This window comes from Streptomyces sp. NPDC057565 (assembly GCF_042801455.1).
Classification (GTDB): Bacteria; Actinomycetota; Actinomycetes; order Streptomycetales; family Streptomycetaceae; genus Streptomyces; species Streptomyces yanii.
Map to the genome: position 1 here is coordinate 30636 of NZ_JBHVFU010000048.1, position 26988 is coordinate 57623.

Consider the following 26988-nt stretch of genomic DNA (forward strand, 5'->3'; position numbering starts at 1 on the left):
CCGAGCAGCGCGGCTCTCCGGGCAGGCTACCGGCGCCCCGCCGGTCAGCGGCCGCGCAGCCGCCGTACGAGGATGCTCGCGTCGCCCCGCGCCTCCAGGTCCGCGAGGACCACCGCGACCGCCTCACGGACGATCCGGCCGCGGTCGACGGCGAGCCCGTGCTCACCGCGCAGCACGAGCCGCGCGTGCTCGAGGTCCATCAGTTCCTCGGCGGAGACATAGACGGTGATCTTCTCGTCGTGGCGTTCCCGGCCGCTCGGCCGCCGGTTCGCCCCGCGCCCGCCTCCGCGCCTGCGCTGCTGCTGGACGACCGGAACGGCCTCCTGCTGCCCGGCGGCGGAAGGGAAGGCGGCCGAGGGGCGGCGAGCCGCCTGTGCGGCCACGGCCACCCGGTCGCCGTCGTCACCGCGGCTGCGGGAATCCCCCGCGTCGGCGTCCGCCGACGCGTGCTCCTCCTGGGAGGGAACGGCGCCGGCCTCGGCCGCTCCCCCGGTCGCTCCGGAGCTGTCCGCCGCAGTCTCGTTCTCACCGGCCGGAGCCGGCACCCGCGCCTCGCCGTTCGCCTTGCGCCGCCGGTCCACGGGGGACGAGGACTGCAGCCCCATCCCCCCGGTGGTACGGAACAGTTCGTCGGCCCCGGGCAGACTCACTCGGCGTGACACCGGGCGAGCACCTCCCTGGCGAGCTGGCGATAGGCGGCGGCACCGACCGAGTTGGAGGCGTACGTGGTGATGGGCTCACCCGCGACCGTGGTCTCCGGGAATCGCACCGTGCGCCCGATCACCGTGTGGTAGACGTGCTCGTCGAAGGCCTCGACGACCCGCGCGAGCACCTCGCGGCTGTGCACCGTACGGGAGTCGTACATGGTCGCAAGGATGCCGTCGAGCTCCAGCTCCGGGTTGAGCCGCTCCTGGACCTTCTCGATGGTCTCGGTGAGCAGCGCCACACCGCGCAGCGCGAAGAACTCGCACTCGAGCGGCACTATCACCTTGTGAGCGGCCGTCAGGGCGTTCACAGTGAGCAGGCCCAGCGAGGGCTGACAGTCGATCACGATGTAGTCGTAGTCGGCCATCAGCGGCTTCAGGGCGCGCTGCAGCGTGGACTCCCGGGCCACCTCGCTGACCAGCTGCACTTCGGCAGCCGACAGGTCGATGTTGCTCGGCAGCAGATCCATGTTGGGCACGGCGGTCTTCAGGAGGACCTCGTCGGCCGACATGCCCCGCTCCATGAGCAGGTTGTAGACCGTGAGGTCGAGCTCCATCGGGTTGACGCCGAGACCGACGGACAGGGCGCCCTGCGGGTCGAAGTCGACGAGCAGGACACGGCGTCCGTACTCCGCGAGTGCGGCACCCAGGTTGATGGTCGACGTGGTCTTGCCGACGCCGCCCTTCTGGTTGCACATCGCGATGATCTTCGCGGGACCGTGGTCGGTCAGCGGACCCGGGATCGGGAAGTAGGGCAGGGGCCGACCGGTCGGGCCGATCCGCTCGCGGCGCTGGCGGGCAGCGTCGGGCGCGAGGGTGGCCGCGTACTCCGGATCGGGCTCGTACTCGGCGTCGGGGTCGTAGAAGTGCCCCTTGGGCACCTCGTCGAAGTCGGCGAAGTGGGCGGTCTCTCGGCCACTCTCGTTGCCGGCCATGGCGTTCACGTTTAGGCCGTCCATCATCTGGGGGGCTGTCGTCATGTGCTGGTGGGTGGCGAAGGTGCGGACAGCGACGGAGCCGACAGCCTCCAGCCCGATCGGGCTCTGGCCCCGTGCAGGCATCCCTGGTTGAACACCCCCGGGAGTAAATGTCGACTCATTCACAAGTCGTCTTACCTCCTTGGAAGTGACCAGGAAACTTATCGATAGGTCAGCGTGACACCATGCCGACGATTGGCGACTCTATGGCGTGTCACCGGTTCGCAGCAACACAATCCGCCGGACCCGGCCCGATGTGTCGGCAATCGAACACCCCCCTGTCAAGGGTGTGCAGTCACTCCGGCGCACATTTCACAACGGTACGAAACGGGTAAAGGGTTACGTTCGGCGCGAGTTGGACAACGGCCTCACGGGGGCCGACACACGTCCGGCCGGACCTTGCTCGGCAAGGTCCGGCCGGACGTGCAGGGTTGACGGGATGTGTTGACTCGTCAGCCGAGAAGCGTGCTCAGCTCGACGTGCTCAAGGCCGTGCGCCTCCGCCACCTCGCGGTAAACGACCTGGCCCTCATGGGTGTTGAGGCCCTTGGCGAGCGCGGCGTCGCGACGCAGCGCCTCGACCCAGCCGCGGTTGGCGAGCTCCAGGATGTACGGCAGCGTCGCGTTGGTGAGCGCGTACGTGGAGGTGTTCGGCACCGCGCCGGGCATGTTGGCGACGCAGTAGAAGACCGAGTTGTGGACCGTGAAGGTCGGGTCGGCGTGCGTCGTCGGGTGCGAGTCCTCGAAGCAACCACCCTGATCGATTGCAATGTCGACAAGTACACTTCCGGGCTTCATCTTGGCGACGAGCTCGTTGGTGACCAGCTTCGGGGCCTTCGCGCCGGGGATCAGCACGGCGCCGATGACGAGGTCGGCCTCGACGACGGCCTTCTCCAGCTCGAAGGCGTTGGAGACGACGGTCTTGACCTTGGTGCCGAAGACCTTGTCGGCCTCGCGCAGCTTGTTGATGTCCTTGTCGAGCAGCGTGACGTGGAAGCCGAGACCGACGGCGATCTGCGTGGCGTTCCAGCCGGAGACGCCGCCGCCGATGACGACGGCCTCACCGGGGGCCGTGCCCGGGACGCCGCCCGGCAGCACACCACGGCCGCCGACCGAGCGCATCAGGTGGTAGGCACCGACCTGGGGGGCCAGGCGGCCCGCAACCTCGGACATCGGGGCGAGCAGCGGGAGTGCGCGGTTCGCGGTCTCGACGGTCTCGTACGCGATGGCAGTGGTGCCGGACTCCAGCAGCGCGTCCGTGCACTCGCGGGAGGCGGCGAGGTGCAGGTAGGTGAAGAGCGTCTGGTCCTTGCGGAGGCGGTGGTACTCCTCGGCGACCGGCTCCTTGACCTTCAGCAGCAGGTCGGCGGTGGCCCAGACCTCGTCGGCGGTGGGCAGGATCTGCGCCCCGGCGGCGGCGTACTCCTCGTCCGTGATCGAGGACCCGGCGCCGGCGTTCTGCTCGACGACGACCTGGTGGCCGTTGCGGACGAGCTCATGCACACCGGCGGGCGTGATGGCCACGCGGAACTCGTTGTTCTTGACTTCGCGGGGGATGCCGACCTTCACGTCGATCACGGTCCTTGACTCAGAGGGTTACTCGGGCATGGCGGTACATACCCGGACACACTTAGTGTAAATGGAGACACCACGGAGGTCCGCGGCAGAGCCAGTCTAATGAAGGGTTTCCCGCTGTCTAGCCTTACAAAGCATTAATTTTCTGCCGACGCACTGCGGATTTCGTAGGTAGGGCCCTTCTCTCCGAGTAGTCTGTCCGCCATTCCGCGGTGCAGCCGGGCCGCAGCGGGGTCTCCGAGCCGTTCGAGGGTGTCGGCCAGCCGGAGCTCCAGCGCCGCCTGCAGGCGTACGTCCTTGGCCTGCCGCGCCCACTCCACGGCCTCCTGGCAGGTCTGCAGCGACTCCTGCGGCCGCCCCGCGTACTCCTGCACCCGCGCGGCCTCACTGAGCGCCCGCGCCTGGGCGGGCAGGTCCCCGAGCCTGCGGTATCCGGCCGCCGCGGCCCGCCAGTTCCGCAGCGCCTCGCCGTACCGCCCGGCATAGGTGTGGACGGCGCCGAGCCGCCCGTACAACCGCGCCTCGTCGGCACGCTCGCCCTGGGTGAGCCGCTGGGCGAGCGCCCGGCCGAACCAGTCGGAGGCCCGGTGGAAGTCCCCCAGCTCGGCATAGGCGCCGCCTACGGATTCCATCGCCCTGCCGGTCGCGTACGGATCCTTCGCCGCCCGTCCGGCGTCCAGCGCGGCCCGGTATCGGGCCAGCGCCTCCTTCGTACGCCCTGTCCTGGCATCCAGATCGGCGAGATTGAGCAGCGCGGCAGCCTGCTCACGGTGCAGCTCGCGCCGCTCGGCGACGGCCAGGACCAGTCCGTGCAGCCCGTACAGATCGGGGGCGGCGGCCTCGGTACCCTGGTGCACAGCCAGCGCCCGCACCAGCGCGGCCACCAACCGCCTTGCCAGGGTGTCGAGTTCACCGTCCTCGACGGCGATCCGGGCGGAAGCCAGCAGAGCGGGCCGGCGGATACGCAGCCAGGCGGCAGCCGCTTCGGGATGCGGGAAGCGCAGCGAGCGCGGCAGCCCGGCGAGCTTCTTGCGGGCCGGGGAGCCCTCCGGCTCCGTGACCGCCCGGCAGGACTGCAGCTGCCGTACGGTCCGCTCCAGCATCCGGGCCCGGGCCAGCTGGATCTCGGCCGGCCGGTCCCGGTCCGCCAGCAGGGCGCGCAGCAGCGGGACGAGGCAGCCGGGGACCTCGTACTGCGACAGCTCCGCACCATTGGTCCGCAGCAGGCCCAGCCTGACGAAGTCGTCGAGGGTCGTCTGGGCGGCCGAGACCGAACAGCCGGCCAGCGCGGAGGCGGTGTGGGCGTCGGCGAGTCCGCCAGGGGCGAGCGCGAGCAGGCGCAGTATCCGGGCGGCGGGCGGCGGCAGGGACTCGTGGACCAGCCGGAAGGCACGGGCCAGCGGGCGGGCGCCGGTGGACTGCTCGTCGTCGTCCGGCAGCTCGTGCAGCTGCTTGGTGACGTCGGCGACCGATGCCATCGGATGGGTGGCGAGCCAGCCGCCGATCATGACGAGGGCGGCCGGCTGCCCGCCGCACTCCTCGGCGAGGGTCTCGGCGGTCCGCGGGTCGACGGTGATCCTGACCTGGCCGATGTCGCGGGACAGCAGCTGGACGGCGGAGCCCGCGTCGAGGCCGCCGACGGTGCAGGGCCGGACGCCGGGAATGCCGGTCAGCGGGCCCTGCGCGGTGGCGACGACGAGGCAGTCCGGGTTGTCCGGCAGCAGCGGGTCGACCTGCTCGGCGTCGGCCGCGTCGTCGAGCAGCAGCAGGGCGCTCCGCGCGGCGAGGGCCTCGCGGACCATCTCGGACAGTTCGTCACCGTCCGCGCCGGGCGGGCCGGTGACGTCCAGTTGGTCGAGGAGTTCACGTGCCGTGCGCTCGGTGGGAACAGGGACGCCGCCGGATTCGGTGAGCCTGACCCGGAGCAGCCCGTCGGGGTAGTCGCCGGAGTCCATGAGTCCGCGGGTGAGTTCCTCGGCGAGTGCGGTGCGTCCGGAGCCGGGGCGTCCGGCGATCAGCAGGACCCGGGCACGGGCGGTCTTGCGGCCGGCCAAGGTGTCCAGCCCGGCCCGTTCGATATCGGCCCTCAGTTCCTTCAACTCGCGTTCGCGGCCGAAGAATCGGGGTAGTGCGGCACCGGACGGCTCCTCGGTACCCGCTGCCGTCGCCGGGCCGCTGGTGTCCACCGCCTGATCCGTCACGGGCCACGCTCCACTTCGCTGCACGCGTTGCCCGCCGGGAATCCGGTCAGGGCATTCCGAGCGTAGTTCAGGCGTGTGCGCCCTCAGTGTGGAGCGTGGCGGGGGCGTCCCCCGATCGGATCACCAGCCCGTCCGATCGGAAGACTTATCTGCGTCCCGAATGGACCGGCGGACCGTCAGACCTCGAACGGCCGGGCCGGCCACGGCGCCTCGGCCGGCCGCAACGAATCGATTCCGTCACCGGCGAGCACCGCCGCGAGCGCGAGGACGCCCACCACGAGGCAGTTGTTGTGCAGCTCCCCGGCGAGCACCCCCCGTACGAGCTCCTGCAGCTCCACCCGTGCCAGCTCCATGTCGGCCTCCTCCTCGGAGACCGCGAAACGCTCGCCGTCCGCCTCGGAGAGGTTCCGGGCGAGGAAGATCCGTACGGCTTCGTCGCAGCCGCCGGGCGTGGTGTAGACGTCGGTCAGCACCCGCCAGTCCTCGGCCTTGGCGTACGCCTCCTCGTAGAGCTCGCGCTGCGCCGCGTGCAGCGGGTTCTCACCGGGGACGTCGAGCAGTCCGGCGGGGATCTCCCAGAGCTTGTGGCGCACGGGGTGCCGGTACTGCCGAAGGACAAGGACCCGGCCCGCGTCGTCGAGTGCGAGCACGGCGACCGACCCGGGATGGACCTGGTAGTCGCGGCGGACGACCGCTCCGTCGGGCATCACCACGTCATCGGTGCGGACGCTGGTCTTGTTGCCCGTGAAGGGGGTCTCGGTCGCGGTGACCTGCCACTCCTCGGGCGTGTCCTGGATAACCATCTACGTCCTCCCACAAAAACAGAAACCGGGGTACGGATCCTCGATCGATCCGTACCCCGGTCAACGGTAATGCCTGCCTGCCGCCGGACTACTTGCCCGCCGTGGCGCCCTGCTTGCTGTCTGCCCCGGCGCCCGTCTTGCGCTCGACGGCCGCCTTCACCAGGCCCGCGAAGAGCGGGTGCGGGCGGGTCGGGCGGGAACGGAGCTCCGGGTGCGCCTGGGTGGCGACCAGGTAGGGGTGGATCTCGCGCGGGTACTCGACGTACTCGACGAGCTTGTTGTCCGGCGAGGTGCCGGAGAAAACCAGACCGGCCTTCTTCTCCAGCTCGGCGCGGTAGGCGTTGTTGACCTCGTAGCGGTGGCGGTGACGCTCCTCCACGTACGGCTGGTCGTCGTACGCCTCACGGACCAGCGAGCCCTCCGCGAGCTTCGCCGGGTACAGGCCGAGCCGCATGGTGCCGCCCAGGTCGCCCGCGCCCTCGACGTAGGCGAGCTGCTCCTCCATCGTCGAGATGACGGGGTGCGAGGTGGCGGCGTCGAACTCGGTGGAGTTGGCGTCGGGGATCTCGGCGAGGTTGCGCGCCGCCTCGATCACGATGCACTGCAGGCCGAGGCAGAGGCCGAGCAGCGGCACCTTGTTCTCACGGGCGTACTGAATGGCGCCGATCTTGCCGTTGACACCGCGGTCGCCGAAGCCGCCGGGGACGCAGATCGCGTCGACGTCGGAGAGCTGCTTGGCGGCACCGGCCGGGGTCTTGCAGTCGTCGGAGGCGACCCACTTGACCTTGACCCGGGCCTTGTTCGCGAAGCCGCCGGCCCGGATGGCCTCGGTGACGGAGAGGTACGCGTCGGGCAGGTCGATGTACTTGCCGACGAGCGCGACGGTGACCTCGTGGTCGGGGTTGTGGACGCGGTCCAGCAGGTCGTCCCAGGTGGTCCAGTCGACATCGCGGAACGGCAGGTCGAGCTTGCGCACCACGTACGCGTCCAGACCCTCGGTGTGCAGCACCTTGGGGATATCGTAGATCGACTTGGCGTCCACACAGGCCACCACAGCGGCTTCGTCGACGTCGCACATCAGCGAGATCTTGCGCTTGATGGCGGTCGGTACGTCACGGTCGGCGCGCAGCACGATGGCGTCCGGCTGGATACCGATGTTGCGCAGCGCCGCGACGGAGTGCTGGGTGGGCTTGGTCTTGAGCTCGCCGGACGGGCCGATGTACGGCAGCAGCGAGATGTGCACGACGAAGACGTTGTCCCGGCCGACCTCGTGACGGACCTGGCGGACCGTCTCCAGGAACGGCAGCGACTCGATGTCGCCGACCGTGCCGCCGACCTCGGTGATGACGACGTCGACGTCGTCGGTGGCCATGCGGCGGATGCGGTGCTTGATCTCGTTGGTGATGTGCGGGATGACCTGCACGGTGTCACCGAGGTACTCGCCGCGCCGCTCCTTGGCGATGACCTGCGAGTACACCTGGCCGGTCGTGACGTTGGCGGAGCCGTCGAGGTCGACGTCGAGGAAGCGCTCGTAGTGGCCGATGTCCAGGTCGGTCTCGGCGCCGTCGTTGGTGACGAACACCTCGCCGTGCTGGAACGGGTTCATCGTGCCCGGGTCGACGTTCAGGTAGGGGTCGAGCTTCTGCATGGTGACCCGAAGGCCCCGTGCCTTGAGCAGGGCACCCAGGCTGGAGGCAGTCAGACCCTTGCCGAGGGATGAGGCGACACCCCCGGTGACGAAGATGTGCTTGGTCGTCGTGGATGTGGGCTGCATAGCCAAAGGGGGCTCCCGTGGTCGCGGATCTTGAGGTGCGTACCGGCTTTGCCGTCCGGAGATTCGGAGGTGCCGTCGCTGCGGTTCGGGGGCCTCGTCCGCTGTTGCTGACGACCACCGTCCACGGGCTACCAGGGTATCAGCGACCGGGGGAGCCCGCTTCCGGCCACGCCCGGCACACTCGCCGCACAGAATCACCGCACCCTGTTCACGCCCCACCCGTTCGACGCAGACGTGTTGCCGGGACCGTCGCGCGGATCATGGACGTGCGTCGTATCCTGCTCGGACACTCGCCCCGGGCGAGGCGTTGGAGCCGTCGGCTCACCACAACGACCCCTTGCAACGACCTCTTTACCCGCAGTAAGCGCCCCACGGGGCGACATGGCCGTTCGACTGGAGATGCACGTGGCCGGGCGCATCGAGGATTACGCACTCATCGGAGACATGCAGACCGCTGCCCTGGTCTGCCGGGACGGCACAGCGGACTGGCTGTGCCTGCCCCGCTTCGACTCGCATGCCATCTTCGCGGGACTGTTGGGTACCGAGGAGCACGGCTTCTGGCGCCTGGGCCCCGCGTTCGCGACCGGGGCGGAGCCACCGGCGGCGGACCGGCGGCGTTACCGCGGGGACTCCCTCATCCTGGAGTCGGAGTGGGACACGCCGCGCGGCACGGTCCGCGTGACCGATTTCATGCCCCCCCGTGACGGCGCACCGCAACTGATCCGGATCGTGGAAGGGATCAGCGGCCGGGTGCCGATGCGCTCCGAGCTGCGCATGCGGTTCAGCTACGGGCGGGTCATCCCCTGGGTGCACAAGGTCGACGGCCGTACGGTCGCGGTCGCCGGCCCGGACTCCGTCTGGCTGGACACACCCGCCGACACGTACGGCGAGAACCTGACGACGTACTCCGACTTCACCGTCGCACCCGGGGACCGGATCGCCTTCACCATCAGCTGGCAGCCCTCGCACCACGAGCCGCCCGGGCTGCCGGACCCCGAGGGATCGCTGGAGGCGACGGAGGACTTCTGGCGCGAGTGGGTCGAGCAGTGCACGTACCACGGCCCCTACCGCGAGGCGGTGGTCCGCTCCCTGATCACCCTGAAGGCGCTGACGTACGCGCCGACCGGCGGCATCGTCGCCGCCCCGACCACCTCCCTGCCGGAGGACATCGGCGGCTCGCGGAACTGGGACTATCGCTACACCTGGCTGCGCGACGCGGCGATCACCCTCTCCTCGCTGCTGCGTACCGGCTACCGCGAGGAGGCCCGCGCCTGGCGCGAGTGGCTGCTGCGGGCCGTCGCGGGTGACCCGGAGAACCTGCAGATCATGTACGGCATCGCGGGCGAGCGCGAGCTGGGCGAGGCCGAGCTGGACTGGCTGCCCGGTTACGAGAACTCAGGCCCGGTCCGGGTCGGCAACGGCGCGGCGGGCCAGCTGCAGCTCGATGTGTACGGCGAGGTCACCGAGGCGCTGCACCTCGCCCACATGACGGGCCTGACCCGCAACGACTACGCGACGGGGCTCCAGCTCAAGCTGATCTCGTACCTGGAGAACCACTGGGACGAACCGGACGAGGGCATCTGGGAGGTGCGCGGGCCGCGCCGTCACTTCGTCCACTCCAAAGTCATGGCCTGGGTCGCCGTCGACCGCACCATCAAGCTGATCGAGTCCGGGGACACCGAGGGCCCCCTGGAGCGGTGGCGGGAGCTGCGCGACGACATCCACCGCGCTGTCTGCGAGAACGGCTACGACAAGGAACGCAACACCTTCACCCAGTCCTACGGGTCGAGGGAGCTCGACGCGTCGCTGCTGCTGATCCCGCAGATGGGCTTCCTGCCGCCGGACGACAAGCGGGTCATCGGCACGATCGAGGCGATCCAGCGCGAGCTGTCCACTGAGGACGGCTTCGTGCTGCGCTACCCCACCAAGGGCGAGGACGCCGGCGTCGACGGTCTCGAGGGCGACGAGGGCGCGTTCCTGGCGTGCTCGTTCTGGCTGGCCGACGACCTGGCGATGATCGGACGGGTCGACGAGGCACGCCAGCTCTTCGAGCGGCTGCTCTCGCTCCGCAACGACCTGGGGCTGCTCGCGGAGGAGTGGGATCCGCGGCTGCAACGGCAGGTGGGGAACTTCCCGCAGGCGTTCAGCCATGTGCCGCTGATCGACACGGCGCTGAGGCTGACGGCGAGCGGCGCCTACGTCGGCTGACCGTCGGCCGCCGAATGCGTGGCTGAGCGGTGCTCCCGGGCCGGTGCCGCCCGGGAGCACCGCCCTACGATGGAACGGACCTGTCACGCCCTCGGAAGGGGGCATCATGACGCCCCGCAGCACCACCGGCACCAGCGACATCACCGGTACGACGCGCCTCGCCGTGGACGGTCTCCGCCGCGACCTCACCGGCGAAGCCTTCGCACCCGGGGACGCCGGATACGACGAGGCGCGCATGATCTTCAACGGCATGATCGACCGGCGGCCCGCAGTGGTCGCCCAGTGCGCGTCGGAGGCGGACGTGGCGCTGTCGGTCCGGTTCGCCCGTGAGCACGGCCTGGAGATCGCGGTCCGTGGTGGCGGCCACAGCGTCGCGGGCATGTCACTCACCGACGGCGGACTGGTGGTCGACCTCCGCCGCATGAACAGCGTGACGGTCTCCCCGAGCGACCAGGCGGCACGCGTCGGCGGCGGCGCGACCATGAGCGATCTCGACCGGGCAACCCAGCCGTACGGTCTGGCGACCACCGGTGGCCGGGCCTCCACCACAGGCGTGGGCGGCTTCACACTGGGCGGCGGCTCCGGCTGGCTGGAGCGGAAATTCGGTCTGGCCTGCGACAACCTGCTGGCCGCCGAGCTGGTGACCGCGGACGGCAGCACCGTCCACGCGAGCCTCGACGAGAACCCTGAACTGTTCTGGGCGCTGCACGGCGGCGGCGGCAACTTCGGCGTCGCCACCTCGCTCACCCTCGACCTGCACGAACTGCCGGAGATGTCCTTCGCGCTGCTGCTGTACCGCCCCGAGGCCGGTCCCGAAGTGCTGCGTGCGTACCGGGACCTGATGGCCTCCGCGCCGGACGAGGCCGGCGGCGCCCTTCTCTACATCACCGCGCCGCCCGAGGACTTCGTACCGGAGCATCTGGTCGGCACACTCGTCTGCGGAGTCCTGCTCACCTGTACCGGGCCGTCGGCCCGGGCCCGGGATCTGACCGGGCCGCTGCTCGCCCTCGACCACGAGTCCGAGGTGATCACCGACATCCCGTACGCGGATCTGCAGTGCATGCTCGACGACCCGCCCGGGATGCGGAACTACTGGTCCGCCGAGTACCTGGACGCCTTCCCCGACGAAGCGGTGGACCTGTTCTGCTCCCACGTCGCCGACATGCCCGTCCCCTCCGCTTCGCAGCACGTCCTCTTCCCGATGGGCGGCGCGGTGGCCCGCGGCCCCGCCGAGTACCCGCTGCCGTGGCGCAGCGCCCGCTGGGCCGTGCACCCGTTCGGCATCTGGGAGAGCCCGTCCGACGACGAGCGCGGCCGCCAGTGGGTACGTCAGGTGCGCGCCGATGTGCGCCCCTGGTCCACCGGCGCCGTCTACCTCAACTTCATCGGGCGCGAGGGCTCGGGCCGAATCGTCGCCGGACTCGGCGCCGAGAACTACGCCCGGCTCGCCGCGGTCAAGGCCGCGTACGACCCTGACAACGTGTTCCACCTCAACCACAACGTCGAGCCTGCCGCCGCCCGGTGAACTCCCCCGAGGACGGCTCCGCAGCATCCGGCCGGTACCTTCCTGACCAGGGCGACAGCCCGCCCGACCCGAACGGAAGCACGAGGCCAGAACCAGTGGAGAACCAAGGCGGAATCACCGTGCAGCGCGCCCTGGAACTGCCGGGGCTGCGCAGCGGACTCCCCGAGGTGGTGGCCGGCGCGGACCGGCTGAACCGCACGGTGCGCTGGGTGCACGCGGGCGAGGTCCCGAACATCGCGTCCCTCCTCAAGGGCGGTGAGCTGCTGCTCACCACCGGTCTGGGGCTCGGCACCCGCCCCGCCGAGCAGCGCACCTTCGTGCGCAGGCTCGCCGACCGCGGGATCGCCGCCCTGGTGGTGGAGCTCGGGCCGCGCTTCAGCAGACTGCCCGCCTCGATCGTGGACGCCGCGCGGGCAGCCGGTCTGCCGCTCGTGCAGCTGCACCGCGAGGTGCCGTTCGTGACGGTGACCGAGGAGATCCACACCGAGATCGTCAACGGCCATTACGCGCTGCTGCGGCAGGCCGAGGACGTGCACCGGCGGTGCACGGAGGCGCTGCTCGGCGGCGGCGGGGTCCCGCAGGTGCTCGGCATTCTGGCGGACTTCACCGCCAACCCGGTCTTCCTTGAGACGGCGGACGGCCAGCTGCTGTACGCGGCGGGCACCGAGTCCGGTCCGGTCTCCGCCGATCCGCTCCAGGTGTGGGACGGGATGCGCGGCGGCCGGGCGGCCCGCGAGGCACCGCCCACGGGTGCGGTGCTGGTGGATGTGCCGGGCGGCGGCCCCGGGTCCGGCTCGGTACGGGCCAGGCTGGTGCTCCTCGCGGTGTCCGGGCCGCTGGTGACGGTGCACCGGATGGCGGCGGAGCGGGCGGCGGGCATCCTCGCCGTGGTGCTGATGCAGGCCCGCCAGGAGGAGGAACTCGCCGCGCGCGGCCGCGGCGACTTCCTGACGGACCTCGCGGAGGGCCGGATCACACCGGAGGACGCACCCGCGCAGGCCCGTGTACTGGGCTTCAAGCCGGGCGGGGCGCCGCTGCTGCCGGTGGTGATGCGACTGGCCCCCGAGCTGTCCCCGTCGGGCAACTGGGCGCTGCTGGCGCGCGCGGTCCTGGAGGAGCTGTCATCGGTGGGCGTGCCGGTGCTGCTCGGCGTACGCCCCGTGGAGGGCAGGGTTCCGCTGCTGGTCGGCCTGCGGTCCGAGTCGGAGCGTACGGCGGTGGCCGACCGGGTCGCGGCGGCGCTGCGGGCCGGCGTCGAGCGGGCCGGGCTGGAGCGGGCGGGCTCTCATCCGCCGGTCGTGGTGGTCGGGGTCGCGGGCGGCTGGGCGGCGGCCGGGGCCGGGCTGCGGCACGCGGCGGAGACGGCGACGGCGGCGCAGGGGCTCAGCAACCGGCCCTGGTACGACGCCCGGCGCCTGGACATCGACCTGCTGCTGTGGCGACTGCGGGACCATCCGGACCTGGCGGCATTCGTGGAACGGGCGATCGGTCCGCTGCGCGATCACGACCGCACCTCGCGCCCGCCGCTGCTGCCCACCCTGGAGTCGTATCTCGCCCACGCGGGCCGCAAGGCGGAGACGGCCCGCGAACTGCACCTGAACCGCCAGACCCTCTACAACCGCCTGGCCCGCATCGGCGAGCTGCTGGGCACGGACTTGGACGACCCCCAGACGGTCCTGGCTCTGAGCCTGGCCCTGAGAGCCCGCCGCCACGCCAAACCGGGGGCGTCGGGCGACTGAGAGGAGGCCGCGGGAGGCTCCGGCGTCCCCGCCGCCACCTCACCACCCCCGCCCGATCGCCAACGGCTGAGCCAACTCGTCGTACACACTGAGGACTTGCGCGATCGTGTCGTCCTCCGTGGGCCAACTCGCCGCCTGCACACACCCCGTGCCGGCCATCCGCTCCCGAGCCGCCGGGTCCCCCAGCAGCCGTATCACGACCCGCGCCATGGCCTCCGCGTTGCCGTACGGCACAAGTTCCGCCGCGTCCCCGACCAGTTCGGGCATCCCGCCCACCGCCGTGGCGACCAACGGCACCCCCATCCGCAGCGCCGCCTGCGCCACCAGCGACCGCGCCTCCCATCGACTGGGCAACAGGGCCAGATCGGCGGCGGCGAGAAGCCCGGCGACGTCGTCGCGGCTCCCGATCAGTCTGACGGGCAGTTCCTCGTCCCGGATCCGCCGCTGGAGCGCACCCCGCTCCCGCCCCTCCCCCGCGATGACCAGCAGGGGCACGGGGTCGAGTTGACGCCACATCCGTGCCGCGTCGAGCAGCGTGTCGTACCCGTGATGCGGTACGAGACTGCCGACGGAGACGAGTAACGGTCGCCCCACCACTCCGAGTTCGGCCCGCGCCTTGCCATCGCCGCGGGCAGCGGAGGGAACGCGCGACAGGGGGATGGCGATCGGCGCGAGTCTCGCGTCGCGCGCGCCCCGTCGCCGCGCCCGGTCGACCAGGTCCGACGACGTACCGAGCACAACGGCCGCCGCCCGGGCGGCCCTTCGTTCCAGAAGGTGGAGCAGCCGGCTGCGAGCACCTTCGGCGTACGCCCGGGTGTGCCAGGTCAGAACCAGGGGGGTGCGCCGCCCACCGAGCGCAAGACCCGTGCGTACGGCGGCGTGCAGCCCGTGCGCATGGACCACGTCCGCCCCCACGCAGGCGCCCCGCAGGGCGGCGACGGCGGCGGGGTCGCTGCGCCGCGGTACGGGGACGAAGCGGACCCCCGTGCCGGAGAAGTCGTAGGCGCGGTCCAGTTCGGCCGGGGCGCAGACGGTGACGCGTACGCCTCTCGCCACCAGCCCCGCGGCCAGCGAGCTGACGTGAGCGCTGCTGCCCGCACTGCCGCCGCCCAGGACTTGGACCGTACGCAGCTGTGACACGTTGAATGGCTCCCGGGGCTACCGAGTCGGCGGTATGTGCACCGCCAAGGATGCCAGTCCGTACGCACGCTCCGGCACCTCGGAGCCGTGGTTCCGGTGTACACAGCGACAACCGGGCGTGCGTTACCACCCGAACGGGTGAGGACAACCGTGCGATAGTGCCACGCCGGCGACGCGGCGACGCGTCAACGCCCCGACAGCACGTCACCGATCCGACAGCGCCGGGCGAGCCCGCTGATCCGGTCCCCGTACACCGCCGCGGCCAGGACCCCCGCCGCATGGGCGGCGAGCCCGCCGCGGCCGTTGCCTGCAACGATCGCGAGACCGACGGCCGCGCCCAGGGCGTGCGCCCCCGCGTCCCCGATCATGGTGCGTTCCCCCAGCTCCTCGGCGGCGAGGGCTGCCACGGCCCCCATCGGCGCGGCACCGAGTCCGCCCCGGACCAGCCCCGGGGTCCCGAGGGCGAGCACGGTGGCGGTCGCGACGCCCGGCCGCAGGTCCGTCAGGTTGACGAGATGAGCGGTTCCCGCGATCACGACACCGGCGAGGATCCGGTCGACGGGCCGTTCCTTCAGCAGCGCGCCCGCAGCGAGCCCGGCCGCCCCGATGCCGAAGAGCTTCACGGCGCCACTGGTCACCTCGCCGTGCCGCAGCGCGGTGAGATGGGCGCGGAACCCGCGGCGCGGATCGTCGGCGCCGGCGAAGTCGTCGTACGCCCCACAGCCCCCGGTGGCCAGCACGGCGAGGGCGGCGGCGGTCCGGGTGCGGGGCGGCAGTGGGAGCACGGCGGCCCCGGCGGCGGCACCGAGTGCGACGGCGGGCCCGGCATACAGATCGACGGTGTGCCCCGCGTAGTTGGTCCGCGACCACCCCGGGCGCGGCCGCCTCCGCAGCGCCCGGTACACCCCGCCCGCGACCCCGGCGGCGACGGCACCGGCGGCGACCCTGCTGATCATTGCTCCCATGCCCGCCAGGCTACGAGTCCGCCCCGAGCACTCGGACGCAGGGGCGCCGAGGCCCGCCCGCACACCGCGCCGCAGACACCGAAGCCGGCCCGTCCCCGCACCGAACGGCGAAGACGCCCCGCACAGCGGTGCGCCGCCGCCTACCCGTCCGACCGCGCCGCGGCCAGCAGCTCCTCCGCATGCGCCCGCGCCGTCTCCGAGTCCTCCTGCCCCGCAAGCATCCGGGACAGCTCCCGTACCCGGTCCTCGCCCTCCAGGACCGTGACACCGCTCCGGGTCACCGCGCCGTCGACCGTCTTCTCGACCAGCAGCTGCCGGTCGGCGAACGCCGCCACCTGCGGCAGGTGCGTGACGACGACCACCTGCGCGGACTTGGCGAGCTTCGCCAGCCGCCGCCCGACCTCGACGGCCGCCTTGCCGCCGACGCCCGCGTCGACCTCGTCGAAGAGGTACGTGGGTACGGGGTCGGAGCCCGCGAACACCACCTCGACGGCGAGCATCACCCGGGACAGCTCACCGCCCGACGCACCCTTGGCGATCGGCCGGGGCTGGGCGCCGGGGTGCGGGGCCAGCAGCAGTTCCACCTCGTCGGCGCCGGACAGACCGTAGAGCACGCTCCGCCCGCCGATGTCGATGCCGGACGCCTCGTCCGCCGCGTCGGTCTGCCGGATGTCGAAGGAGACCCGGGCGTGCGGCATGGCGAGGGAGGCCAGTTCCTCGGTCACCGCTTCGGCGAAGAGTGCCGCCGCCGCCGTTCGCGCATCGGTCAGTGCCTGTCCGAGCCCGGAGAGTTCGGCCCGCAGCGCGTCCCGCTCGGCCGTCAGCTCGCCGATCCGGTCGTCGTCGCCCTCGAGTTCGGTGAGCCGGTCGGCCCCCTCCTCGGCCCAGGCGAGAACGGCGGCGATGTCCTCGCCGTACTTGCGGGTGAGCGCCGTGAGCGCGGCGCGCCGCTCCTCCACCGCGGCGAGCCGCAGCGGGTCGGCGTCCAGCTGGTCGGCGTACCCGGCCAGTTCGCCCGCCACATCGGCGAGCAGGATGGAGATCTCGCCGATCCGGTCGGCGAGCGCGGCGAGCGCCGGGTCGTGGGCGCGGACGGCGTCGAGCGACCGCCCGGCCGCGGCGACGACGGTCGTCGCGTCGACGCCCTCCTGGTCCTCCGGGTTGCCCGCGAGCGCGGCGTGCGCCAGGGCGGCCGCGGAGGCAAGCGCTTCGGCGTGACCGAGCCGTTCGGCCTCGGCGGCGAGATCGGTGTCCTCGCCGGGCAGCGGTTCGACGCCGGCGATCTCGCCCAGTCCGAAGCGCAGCAGATCCGCTTCCTGGGCTCGTTCGCGGGCGCGCGTGGTCAGCTCGTCGAGCTCCGTGACGACGGCCCGCAGCCGCCGGTACGCCGCCGCGTACTTGGCGTGGGGCACGGCGACGCCGTCGCCCGCATACCGGTCCAGGGCCTGCCGCTGCCGCGCGGGCTTGAGCAGCCCCTGCTGGTCTGTCTGGCCGTGCACGGCGACGAGTTCGTCGGCGAGTTCGGTGAGGACGCCCACCGGCACGGACCGTCCGCCGAGATGGGCCCGCGAGCGCCCCTCCGCGGAAACGGTACGGCTGATCAGCAGCGCACCCTCGTCGATTTCGGCCCCGGCCTCCTCGGCCCGTACCGCGGCCGCGTCACCGGCGGACACCGTGATCCGTCCCTCGACGACGGCAGCCTTGGCACCGATCCGCACCAGGGCGGGGTCGGCGCGCCCGCCGAGCAGCAGCCCCAGGCTGGTGACGACCATGGTCTTGCCCGCGCCGGTCTCGCCCGTCACCGCGGTGAACCCGGGTGACAGCTCCACCACCGCGTCGTCGATGACTCCGAGCGACCGTATCCGCATCTCCTCCAACACGGACACGACCTTACGAGGTCCGGACCCCGGTGTGCGACGGGCCCCGGCCGCGGATTCACTCTCCCGTGCGCCGGAGGGCCGAGATCTGCGGCACCGAGGCGATCAGTGGGGCGCGCCCCGCCACCCCGAGACGGGCAACGCGAACTTCGCCACCAGCCGGTCCGTGAACGAGGCCTGGTGCAACCGCGCCAGCCGTACGGGCACGGCGCCGCGCCGCACCTCGACCCGCGCTCCGGCCGGCAGCTCCACGGTCCTGCGCCCGTCGCACCACAGCACCCCGTGCGGCGTGTGCGGCTGGACCTCGACGGCGAGCACCGAGGTCGGCGACGTCACCAGCGGCTTGGCGAACAGGGCGTGGGCGCTGATCGGGACCATCAGCAGCGCCTCGACCTCCGGCCACACCACCGGCCCGCCCGCCGAGAAGGCGTACGCGGTGGAGCCGGTCGGCGTCGCACAGACGATGCCGTCGCAGCCGAAGCCGGTGACCGGGCGCCCGTCGATCTCCAGGACGACTTCGAGCATCCGCTCGGGCGACACCTTCTGCACGGCCGCTTCGTTCATCGCCCAGTCGGTGTGGACGACGTCGCCGTTGCTGTGCACGAGGACGTCGATCGTCATGCGCTCCTCGACCCGGTACGCCCGGGTGACGACCCGGTCGACCACCTTGTCCAGGTCGTCCCGCTCGGCCTCGGCGAGGAAGCCGACCCGGCCGAGGTTGACGCCGAGCATCGGCACCCCGGAGGCCCGGGAGATCTCGGCGCCGCGCAGCAGCGTCCCGTCCCCGCCGAGGACGATCAGCAGCTCACAGCCGTCGACCGCCGCGGGCGTCGCGTCGTCGACCGTCTCCACGGCCGTCGGGAGCGGCAGGTCGGCGGCCTCCGCGGCAAGGACCCGTACCCCGAGTCCGCTGCGCAGCAGCCCCTGCACCACGAGCTCGGCGCTGCGGATCGCGGCCGGCCGGCCGGTATGCGCCAAAAGAAAGACTGTTCGTGCCGCATTCGTCGTCAACGAGGCCCCTCCGCCACTGCACGGTCGACATCCGCGGGATCCAGCTCAGGCGCTCCGGCCCGCAGCCAGAGAAAATACTCGACATTGCCGGAAGGCCCGGGCAGTGGGCTCGCGGTCACTCCGCGCACTCCGAGTCCCAGCCCCCAGGCCCGGCGCGCGACCTCCCGTACCGCTTCGGCCCGCAGCTCGGGGCTGCGTACCACGCCGCCGCTGCCCAGCCGCTCCTTGCCGACCTCGAACTGCGGCTTGACCATCAGGACCAGGTCCGCGTCGGGGGCGGCACAGCGCGCCAGAGCAGGCAGGACGAGCCCCAGCGGGATGAACGACAGATCGCCGACCACCAGGTCCACCGCCTCGCCGTCGATCGCCTCCAGCGTCAATTCACGTACGTTGGTGCGGTCCTTGACGGTGACGCGTTCATCGGACTGCAGCGACCAGGCGAGCTGCCCGTAGCCCACGTCGACGGCGACGACATGACCGGCTCCGGCCCGCAGCAGCACGTCGGTGAATCCACCGGTCGACGCCCCTGCGTCCAGCGCCCGCCGTCCCTCGACCTTCAGCCCGAGGGGTACGAAGGCGGCGAGGGCGCCCGCGAGCTTGTGCCCGCCGCGCGAGACGTACTCGGGGTCGCTGTCGTCCTTGATGACGACGACCGCGGCGCTGGTCTCGACCTGGGTGGCTGGTTTGGTCGCGGTGTTGCCGCCGACGGTCACCCGCCCTGCGGCGATCAGCTGGCTCGCATGCTCGCGTGAGCGGGCGAGCTTTCGGCGTACCAGTTCGGCGTCGAGGCGGCGACGTGCCACTCCTGCCACGTTCGGTTCAGCTCCTGTTGTTGTACGGGGGCATCGGTGCGGGTACCGGTGCGGGTGCGGGTCGGGCATCCAGCGCGGTCAGCGCATCGCGCAGCCCACGGTGTACATCCTCGTACACCTTGATGTGTCCCTCCGCCGGGAGGTGGTCCGCATCGGCCAGCCGCTCCAGACCCGCGTCCACCTCGGCGTGCCCGGTGGGGGTGCGCGTGACGCCCAGGGGGGCGGGGGCTGCGGGCTCGGGTGCGGGGCCGGCCGTCTCCACCGACTCCCCGGGCGCAGCCCCGGCTTCCGGCATCAAGTCGCTCATGCGGAAACGCTACCGCGAAGGCCTGGGGTACCGTCAGTCACGATGGCGACCATGGCGGAGTGCCGCAGCGCACTCGACAGACTTTCCGACAACCTCGCGACGGCCGAGGGCGACGTGCGCAGCGCGGCTGCCCTGGACCGCTCGCTGAGCTGTCACATCAAGGATCTCGGTATCACCTTCACCGGCCGTCTCAAGGATGGCCGGATCCAGGTACTCGACACGATCGAGGGCCCGCCGAGCGAGAAGGCCGAGATCCGGCTCGCGATGAACGGCGACGACCTGGTGGCCATGGTGAACGGGAACCTGAACTTCGCAAAGGCCTGGGCCTCGGGCCGGGTCCGGCTGGAAGCAAGCCTCCGAGACCTCATGCGCCTCAGAACACTGCTGTAGTACACCCACCCCCAGTCCACTGGGGCAACCGGCCACACCCACACCATCAAGCCGGCCGCGCTGACCGATCACGCCCGCGGAATCAAGCCCGTCCGGCCATTGAGGACAGAGCGCGCCGACGGGCAGCGCGATCCCGCTCAGGCCCCCACCGAATCCACGACGCGCGCGCCCCGTGCGGCCGGCACCACCAACGGCGTCCCCGTCTCCGGATCCTCGATCACCTGGCACCGCAGCCCGAACACCCGCTCCACCAGCTCCGCCGTGACCACGTCTCCCGGCGCCCCCTCGGCAATGACCTCGCCGCCGCGCATGGCAATCAGATGCGTGGCGTAGCGCGCGGCGTGGTTCAGGTCGTGGAGCACGGCGACCAACGTCCGCCCGCGTGTCTCATGCAGCTCCGCGCACAGGTCGAGGACATCGATCTGGTGCTGAATGTCGAGGTACGTCGTCGGCTCGTCGAGCAGCAGCAGCGGCGTCTCCTGCGCAAGCGCCATCGCGATCCAGACACGCTGCCGCTGGCCGCCGGACAGTTCGTCGACATAGCGATCGGCCAGCTCGCGGACACCGGTCGACACCATCGATTCCTCGACAATGCGTTCGTCGTCTGGCGACCACTGCCGCAGCAGCCCCTGATGCGGATACCGCCCGCGTGCTACCAGGTCCGCGACGGTGATGCCGTCGGGTGCGATCGAGGACTGCGGCAGCAGCCCCAGGGTCTTCGCAACCTTCTTCGCGGGCATCGCATGGATCGTCTGCCCGTCCAGCAGCACCTGCCCCCGGCTCGGCCTGAGCATCCGGGACAGTGCCCGCAGCAGCGTGGACTTCCCACAGGCATTGGGGCCGACGATCACGGTGAACGAGTTGTCGGGGATCTCGACCGAGAGGTTCTCCGCGATGACCCGCTGGTCGTAGCCGAGGGTCACCGAATCCGCGGTGAGGCGCTGCATGGTCGTACTCCGGGAGTCGGTGGGATGGGTCATCGATGGGCTGGTCCTACGGGGCGGATTCACCGTCCGACGGGTTCTCATATCCGCCCCGCTCTGCGCTCGGAGACGAGCAGCCACAGCAGGTAGCAGCCACCCAGCACGCCGGTGACAACACCGACCGGCAGCTGCCGGTCGCCGAAGGAGTCCATCGCAATCCAGTCGGCGACGAGCAGCAGCGCGGCCCCCATGAAGGCGGCGGGCGCCAGATTGGGCCCGGGCGAGCGAGTGAGCCGGCGGGCCAGCTGCGGGGCGCTCAGCGAAACGAAGGCGATGGGGCCGGCGGCGGCGGTGGCGACGGCGACGAGCAGCACGGCGCAGCCCATCAGGACGAGCCGGGTGCGTTCCACCCGTACCCCCAGGGCGTACGCGGCGTCGTCGCCCATCTCCATCATGCGCAGCGCCCGCCCGTGCCCGAGCACCAACGGAATGAGCAGGCCGCACACCACCAGCAGCGGCCGGACCTGCGCCCAGTCGCGCCCGTCCAGCGAGCCGGTCATCCAGACGACGGCGCGGGTTGCGTCCACCAGGTTGGCCTTGGTGATCAGATATTGGGTGGCGGCGGTGAGCATCGCGGCCGCGCCGATACCGACGAGCACCAGCCGGTATCCGTGGACCCCTCGTTTCCACGCCAGCAGGTACACCGCGGCGCCGGTGAGCAGCCCGCCGACCACGGCGCCGCCCGCGACCGCGGCGGCCCCGCCCTGGAAGAGGACGATCACGGTCAGCGCACCGACGGTGGCACCCTGGCCGAAGCCGAGCACGTCGGGGCTGCCGAGCGGGTTGCGGGAGATGGTCTGGAACACGGCACCGCCGACCCCGAGCGCCGCCCCGACCAGGAGCCCGACGAGGACCCGTGGCAGGCGCAGGTCCGTGACGATGAACTCCTGCTGGAAGGTGCCGTGTCCGAACAGCGTGCTGACGACCTCGCCGGGTGTCATCGTGTAGTCGCCGCTGCCGATGAGCACGATCCCGGCCCCGGCTGCCACGGCGGCGAGGAGCACGATCACCACGAACGCCCGGACGTCCACCCGGAAGGAGAGCCCCCCGCCGGTCCGTACGGCCCGAACCGTGCCGGCCCCGCCCTTCGTACGGGTCTTCATGGTCGTCACAGCTGGGCCATCCTCTTGCGGCGTACGAGATGGATGAAGACGGGACCGCCGAGCAGCGCGGTGACGATGCCGACCTGCAGCTCGGACGGCCGGGCGATCACCCGCCCCACCACGTCCGCGCCGAGCAGCAGCACCGGCGCGAGCACGGCCGCGTACGGCAGGATCCACCGCATGTCGGGGCCGGTGATCGCGCGCACCAGGTGCGGGATCATCAGCCCGATGAAGACGATCGGCCCGCACGCGGCGGTCGCGGCCCCGCACAGCAGAGTGACGGCGAGCATCGCGAGGACGCGGGTGCGGGTCAGGTGGGCGCCGAGCGCCCTGGCGGTGTCGTCGCCCATCTCCAGGGCGTTCAGCGGCCGGGCGATGAGCAGTGCGAGGACGACACCGACCGCGATGAACGGCCACACCTTGCCGACGGTCTCCATGTTCGCCGAGGCCAGCGAGCCGACCGTCCAGAACCGCAGCCGGTCGAGCGCCGCCGCGTCCAGCAGCTGTACGGCGTTGACATAGCCGAACAGCGCGGCGCTGGCCGCGGTCCCGGCGAGGGCGAGGCGTACAGGTGTCGCGGACCGGCTGCCACCGAGCAGGTACACCGCGACCGACACGACCGCGGCGCCGAGGAAGGCGAACCACACGTACCCGGTCAGCGAGGTGACGCCGAAGAAGCTGATCGCGGACACGACAGCAGCCGAGGCTCCTGCGTTGACCCCGAGCAGTCCGGGTTCTGCCAGTGGGTTACGGGTCAGGGCCTGCATCACCGCACCGGCGAGGCCGAGCGCGGTGCCGACGATCAGCCCGAGCACGGTCCGCGGAATGCGCACCTCCCGCACGAGGACATCGCCATGGGTCCCCGAGGCGTGGAACAGACCGTGCCAGACATCGGCGAGGGGCAGCGCCTTGGCACCGATCGCGACACTCGCGAGGCATACCAGCACCAGCGCGACCACGGCCATCAACAGCCCTGCGGCACGGATCGCATGGCGCCCGGGGGGCGCGGATGTCACCGGCACGGCCCTGGGACCTGCGCTCGGCTCTGGCGGACTCTCGACCAACACGAGGTTAGGTTAGCCTACCCTCTTAAGTTGTCGAGCCGCCCGGCTCCCCGTACACAACGGAACGCCGCATACGCCCGATTCATCCCGCAAGGATCCGTCGCCCCGGCGAACTCCCGGCCCCTCCCGCCCAGTTGCCCACGCCCCGCGCGCAGCGTCGTCCGGCTGCCGCCGGACTACAGCCCGAGCCTGGCCACCGCCTTCCCCGCGTCAAGCCGGCACGCCCCCTCACCGGCGTACGACCAGGCGGCCCCGCACAGCGCCCGCAGCCCGTCGAGCACATCCCCGTCGCCCTCCAGCGCCAGCTCGTCGCCGCGCACCACGGCCGTCCAGCCACCGCAGCCGAACCCACCGCCGTTCTCCGTCACCTCGGGCTGCCCGGTGAGCAGTCCCCGCAGATCCGCATCCACATATGTCGGCCGGTGCTTCGGTTCGGCCGCCACCAGCTGTGCCGCGTCCGTCACCCCGGTGAGCACCAGCAGTGAGTCCACTCCACCGTTGAACGCACCCTCGATGTCCGTGTCCAGCCGGTCCCCGACCACCAGCGGCCGCTCCGCCCCGGTCCGCAGCACGGTCTCACGGTGCATCGGCGGCAGCGGCTTCCCGGCGACCTGCGGCTCGGCACCGGTGGCGATCCGTACGACCTCGACCGCCGCACCATTGCCCGGCGCGATCCCCCGGGCGCTCGGAATCGTCAGATCGGTGTTGGACGCGAACCACGGCACCCCACGGTTGATCGCGTACGCAGCCTCAGCGAACCGCCCCCACGCCATGTCGGGACCGCCGTACCCCTGCGCCACCGCCACCGGCTCGTCGTCCGCCGACTCCACCGGCACCAGCCCGCGCTCCTCCAGCGCGACCTTCAGCCCCTCACCCCCGACCACCAGCACGCGAGCCCCGGCAGGCAGCTGATCGGCCATCAGCCGGGCCACCGCCTGCGCCGAGGTGATCACGTCGGCGGGCTCGGCCGGCACCCCGAGCTCGGTCAGATGGTCCGCCACCGCAGCCGGCGTACGCAGCGCATTGTTGGTCACGTACGCGAGATGCATTCCGCGGTCCCGCGCGACGCCCAGCGAATCGACGGCATGCACGATCGCGTGGCCGCCCGCGTACACCACCCCGTCAAGATCCAGCAGAGCCGTGTCGTACGCCTCGCTCAGCGCAGTGCTGATCCCGCTCGGCCGGGTCCTGCTCACCTGACTCATATCTTTACGCTCCTCATTGCATGCTTCTCCCCCGATCATCGCGCATCGCCGCAACGCACATACGATGCAGAAATGAAGACACCAGGTCCCACCGGCCAGGGACTGCGCCTGATCCCGTTCCGCGGTCTTCGCTACGTCCCCGAGCGGGTCGGCAGTCTCGCGGCGGTGACCTCACCGCCGTACGACGTCGTCGTGCGCCCGGACGGGCTGCACCACCTGGAATCGGCGGACCCGCACAACATCGTCAGGTTGATCCTGCCGCAGGCCGACACGCCCGCCGCCCGCCAGGAGCAGGCCGCCGAGACTCTGAACCGCTGGCTCGACGAGGGCATACTGGTCCCCGAGAGCGAGCCCGCGCTCTACGTCTACGAGCAGCGCAGCGGCGAGATCCTGCAGCGCGGCATTGTGGGAGCACTGGCGCTCTCCTCCCCCGCCGACGGCATCGTCCTGCCGCACGAGGACGTCATGGCCCATGTCGTCGAGGATCGCGCCAACCTGATGCGCACCACAGCCGCCCACCTGGAACCGCTCCTGCTCACCTACCGCAGCGAGGGCGACCCGACCGGCGCGACCGCTGTGATCGAGCGCACCATCCACCGGCCGCCGCTGCTCGCGACGACCACCGAGGACGGCTACCGGCACCGGCTCTGGGCGGTCACCGACCCGGCCGACCGGTCCGAGATCGAGACCGACCTCGCCCGCCACCAGGCGCTCATCGCCGACGGCCACCACCGCTGGGCCACCTACCTCCGGCTGCAGCAGGAACACACCGACCCGGGCCCCTGGGACTTCGGCCTGGTCCTCCTCGTCGACACGGCCCGCTACCCGCTCCGGGTCCGCGCCATCCACCGGCTGCTGCACCGCCTCCCCGTCGCCGACGCCCTGGCCGCGTTGAACGGCACCTTCCGCGTCCGCGACATCGAGGAACCACTCCCCGTTGCCCTCGACGCCCTCGCCGAGGCAGCCGCCGAGGGCAACGCCTTCCTGCTGGCAGGCGACGGCCGCTTCCATCTCGTCGACCGCCCGGACGAGGCACTGCTGGCCCGCACGATCCCGGCCGACCGCCCACTCGCCTGGCGCACTCTCGATGCGACGGTGCTGCACGCGACGCTGCTCGACCATGTGTGGCAGATCCCCGACAGCCCGGAACGCATCGCGTACATACACGACACCGAGGCAGCCGTGGAGCAGGCCGAGCGCCGCAACGCCACCGCGGTCCTGATGCATCCGGTGCGCGAAGAAGTCGTCCGGGACCTGGCCCGACAGGGAGTCACCATGCCCCGCAAGTCGACCTCGTTCGGCCCCAAGTCGGCCACGGGCCTGGTCCTGCGGAGCCTCGCCCTCGACTGACGACGGGCACGGACGCAGGACACAAAAAAGAGGGCGGCATCCCTTGCGGGATGCCGCCCTCTCTCATGTCCTACGCCTTCGCCGACCCGTCCTCATCCGCATCATCGGCATCAGTGTCGGTGCCGGCTTCGGCCTCGACCGTCTCCTCGTCGTCGCTCTCACCGAGAGCGTCGACGAACTCGACACCGTCCAGCTCGGCGAGCCGGTCCGACGCGTCGGTGGCACCGTCCTTGTCGGCCTCCAGGGCCTTCGCGAACCACTCACGCGCCTCGTCCTCGCGCCCCGCGGCCAGCAGCGCATCGGCGTACGCATAGCGCAGTCGCGGCGTCCACGGGTGCACGGCACTCGATGCGAGCTCGGAGCTCTGCAGGGTGACGATGGCGGCATCGATCTGCCCCATGTCCCTGCGCGCCCCGGCGGCCACCAGGCGCATCTCGACCTGGCCGGCCTTGTCCAGCTTCTGCACCTCGGTCTCGCCGGCCATGGCCAACGCCCGCTCGGGCCGCCCGAGTCCACGCTCGCAGTCGGCCATGACGGGCCACAGCTCCACGGAACCGGTCATCCGCTTCGCCGCCCGGAACTCGGCCAGCGCCTCCGAGTACTTCTGCGTCGCGTACGCGGCAAAGCCGGCCGCCTCCCGCACCGCAGCCACCCGCGAGGCCAGCCGCAGCGCAATGCGCGAGTACGCGTACGCCTGGTCGGGGTCCTCGTCGATGAGCCGGGCGACCATGACGAGGTTGCGGGCAACATCCTCGGCCAGGGTCTTCGGCAGGCTCATCAGCTCCTGCCGAACATCCTTGTCGATCTCGTCACCGGTGACGTCGTCAGGAATGGGAAGCCGCTTGATCGGCTCACGGTCCCGGTCGTCCCGACGGTCGTAGCCACCACGCTCGTCCCGCTGTCCGCGGTAGCCGCCGCGCTCACGGTCGTCCCGCTGTCCGCGGTATCCACCGCCGCCGCGGCTGTCGTCGCGACGGGGCCCACGCGGCCGGTCGTCACGACGCTCGAAGCCACCACCGGGACGCCCACCGCGATCATCATCACGACGCGGCCCACGGTACCCACCACGGTCGTCCTCACGACGCGGCGCACGATCATCGCGGGGGAACCTACCAGCGCCGCCGCCACGACTGTCATCGCGACGGAAGCCACCAGCACGGTCGTCGCGACGGAACCCGCCGCGGTCGCCGCCGCTCGTGGGCCGACTGTCGTCACGGCGGAACCCGCCGCCGCGGCTGTCGTCGTCGCGACGGGGCCCACGCGGCCGGTCGTCACG

The 26988-nt window shown here is 71.5% G+C and carries 22 protein-coding genes and 1 pseudogene; 5 read left to right on the top strand and 18 right to left on the bottom strand.

All coding sequences use genetic code 11. The annotated features are described in order from the left end of the window. Positions 1-44: 44 nt before the first annotated feature. The 6 genes from ACFU8W_RS40525 to ACFU8W_RS40550 all read right to left on the bottom strand — a co-directional run bounded on the left by ACFU8W_RS40525 (position 45) and on the right by ACFU8W_RS40550 (position 8033). Positions 45-650 carry a hypothetical protein gene (locus tag ACFU8W_RS40525; protein WP_384048886.1) on the bottom strand — a complete coding sequence of 202 codons (606 nt, stop codon included), beginning with the start codon at positions 648-650 and terminating at the stop codon, positions 45-47. After that, positions 647-1765 (bottom strand): ParA family protein, encoded by a 1119-nt coding sequence (locus tag ACFU8W_RS40530; protein WP_384048845.1) that lies wholly within the window; start codon positions 1763-1765, stop codon positions 647-649. Before ACFU8W_RS40530 ends, ACFU8W_RS40525 begins: the two co-directional genes overlap by 4 nt. A 368-nt stretch (positions 1766-2133) precedes the next feature. Continuing rightward, positions 2134-3249, bottom strand: coding sequence for an alanine dehydrogenase (gene ald, locus ACFU8W_RS40535; protein ID WP_266990837.1), 1116 nt, complete (start codon positions 3247-3249; stop codon positions 2134-2136). Positions 3250-3392: 143 nt separating this feature from the next. Next, positions 3393-5456, bottom strand: a complete 2064-nt coding sequence (locus ACFU8W_RS40540; protein ID WP_384048848.1) for a tetratricopeptide repeat protein — start codon at positions 5454-5456, stop codon at positions 3393-3395. Between the two features lie 176 nt (positions 5457-5632). Then, positions 5633-6259, bottom strand: a complete 627-nt coding sequence (locus tag ACFU8W_RS40545) for an NUDIX hydrolase (protein ID WP_345513641.1) — start codon at positions 6257-6259, stop codon at positions 5633-5635. 88 nt (positions 6260-6347) lie between these two features. Then, complete coding sequence (locus ACFU8W_RS40550; protein WP_345513642.1) at positions 6348-8033, bottom strand: CTP synthase; 1686 nt, start codon at positions 8031-8033, stop codon at positions 6348-6350. 405 nt (positions 8034-8438) lie between these two features. On the opposite strand from ACFU8W_RS40550, the gene ACFU8W_RS40555 reads away from it, so the two are divergent. The 3 genes from ACFU8W_RS40555 (at position 8439) to ACFU8W_RS40565 (ending at position 13505) form a co-directional block, all read left to right on the top strand. Continuing rightward, the gene (locus tag ACFU8W_RS40555) at positions 8439-10241 is read left to right on the top strand and encodes a glycoside hydrolase family 15 protein (protein ID WP_384048889.1); all 1803 of its coding nucleotides are present in this window, start codon (positions 8439-8441) and stop codon (positions 10239-10241) included. 106 nt (positions 10242-10347) lie between these two features. After that, complete coding sequence (locus ACFU8W_RS40560) at positions 10348-11766, top strand: FAD-binding oxidoreductase (RefSeq protein ID WP_384048852.1); 1419 nt, start codon at positions 10348-10350, stop codon at positions 11764-11766. Between the two features lie 95 nt (positions 11767-11861). Then, positions 11862-13505: a PucR family transcriptional regulator gene (locus ACFU8W_RS40565; RefSeq protein ID WP_384048855.1), complete on the top strand. Its 1644-nt coding sequence runs from the start codon at positions 11862-11864 to the stop codon at positions 13503-13505. Between the two features lie 39 nt (positions 13506-13544). Here the strand turns inward: ACFU8W_RS40565 and ACFU8W_RS40570 are convergent, their stop codons facing one another. The 6 genes from ACFU8W_RS40570 to ACFU8W_RS40595 all read right to left on the bottom strand — a co-directional run bounded on the left by ACFU8W_RS40570 (position 13545) and on the right by ACFU8W_RS40595 (position 19617). Continuing rightward, positions 13545-14645: a glycosyltransferase family 4 protein gene (locus ACFU8W_RS40570; RefSeq protein WP_384048858.1), complete on the bottom strand. Its 1101-nt coding sequence runs from the start codon at positions 14643-14645 to the stop codon at positions 13545-13547. Positions 14646-14830: 185 nt separating this feature from the next. Next, on the bottom strand, positions 14831-15610 hold the full coding sequence (locus tag ACFU8W_RS40575) for a hypothetical protein (RefSeq protein WP_384048861.1): 780 nt from the start codon (positions 15608-15610) through the stop codon (positions 14831-14833). A 140-nt stretch (positions 15611-15750) separates the two neighbouring features. Next, positions 15751-17496: a DNA repair protein RecN gene (recN, locus tag ACFU8W_RS40580; protein WP_384048864.1), complete on the bottom strand. Its 1746-nt coding sequence runs from the start codon at positions 17494-17496 to the stop codon at positions 15751-15753. A 96-nt stretch (positions 17497-17592) separates the two neighbouring features. Then, the gene (locus tag ACFU8W_RS40585; protein WP_384048867.1) at positions 17593-18498 is read right to left on the bottom strand and encodes an NAD kinase; all 906 of its coding nucleotides are present in this window, start codon (positions 18496-18498) and stop codon (positions 17593-17595) included. Then, positions 18495-19310: a TlyA family RNA methyltransferase gene (locus ACFU8W_RS40590; protein WP_266987249.1), complete on the bottom strand. Its 816-nt coding sequence runs from the start codon at positions 19308-19310 to the stop codon at positions 18495-18497. Before ACFU8W_RS40590 ends, ACFU8W_RS40585 begins: the two co-directional genes overlap by 4 nt. A gap of 7 nt (positions 19311-19317) precedes the next feature. Further along, positions 19318-19617, bottom strand: a complete 300-nt coding sequence (locus ACFU8W_RS40595) for a hypothetical protein (protein WP_384048870.1) — start codon at positions 19615-19617, stop codon at positions 19318-19320. 42 nt (positions 19618-19659) lie between these two features. On the opposite strand from ACFU8W_RS40595, the gene ACFU8W_RS40600 reads away from it, so the two are divergent. After that, positions 19660-20007: an SCP2 sterol-binding domain-containing protein gene (locus ACFU8W_RS40600; RefSeq protein WP_266987247.1), complete on the top strand. Its 348-nt coding sequence runs from the start codon at positions 19660-19662 to the stop codon at positions 20005-20007. A 137-nt stretch (positions 20008-20144) separates the two neighbouring features. Here ACFU8W_RS40600 and ACFU8W_RS40605 read toward each other — a convergent pair whose 3' ends face one another. From ACFU8W_RS40605 to ACFU8W_RS40620, 4 genes are all read right to left on the bottom strand, one after another. Continuing rightward, entirely contained in the window at positions 20145-20954 is an 810-nt protein-coding gene (locus ACFU8W_RS40605; protein ID WP_384048891.1) for an ABC transporter ATP-binding protein, read from the bottom strand. A gap of 77 nt (positions 20955-21031) precedes the next feature. Further along, positions 21032-22093 (bottom strand): iron chelate uptake ABC transporter family permease subunit, encoded by a 1062-nt coding sequence (locus tag ACFU8W_RS40610; RefSeq protein ID WP_345513771.1) that lies wholly within the window; start codon positions 22091-22093, stop codon positions 21032-21034. A 5-nt stretch (positions 22094-22098) separates the two neighbouring features. Then, positions 22099-23058: an iron chelate uptake ABC transporter family permease subunit gene (locus ACFU8W_RS40615; RefSeq protein ID WP_345513772.1), complete on the bottom strand. Its 960-nt coding sequence runs from the start codon at positions 23056-23058 to the stop codon at positions 22099-22101. Between the two features lie 275 nt (positions 23059-23333). Continuing rightward, positions 23334-24362 (bottom strand): HAD hydrolase-like protein, encoded by a 1029-nt coding sequence (locus ACFU8W_RS40620; protein ID WP_384048873.1) that lies wholly within the window; start codon positions 24360-24362, stop codon positions 23334-23336. A gap of 72 nt (positions 24363-24434) precedes the next feature. Here ACFU8W_RS40620 and ACFU8W_RS40625 point away from each other — a divergent pair, with 72 nt between their 5' ends. Then, a complete protein-coding gene (locus tag ACFU8W_RS40625; protein WP_384048876.1) occupies positions 24435-25712 on the top strand; it encodes a DUF1015 domain-containing protein in 1278 nt (425 codons plus the stop codon). A 70-nt stretch (positions 25713-25782) separates the two neighbouring features. Here the strand turns inward: ACFU8W_RS40625 and ACFU8W_RS40630 are convergent, their stop codons facing one another. Next, on the bottom strand, positions 25783-26490 hold the full coding sequence (locus tag ACFU8W_RS40630) for a tetratricopeptide repeat protein (protein ID WP_384048879.1): 708 nt from the start codon (positions 26488-26490) through the stop codon (positions 25783-25785). Further along, positions 26490-26988 (bottom strand): annotated as a pseudogene (locus tag ACFU8W_RS40635) (hypothetical protein); the annotation flags it as partial. The pseudogene ACFU8W_RS40635 and the gene ACFU8W_RS40630, both read right to left, overlap by 1 nt.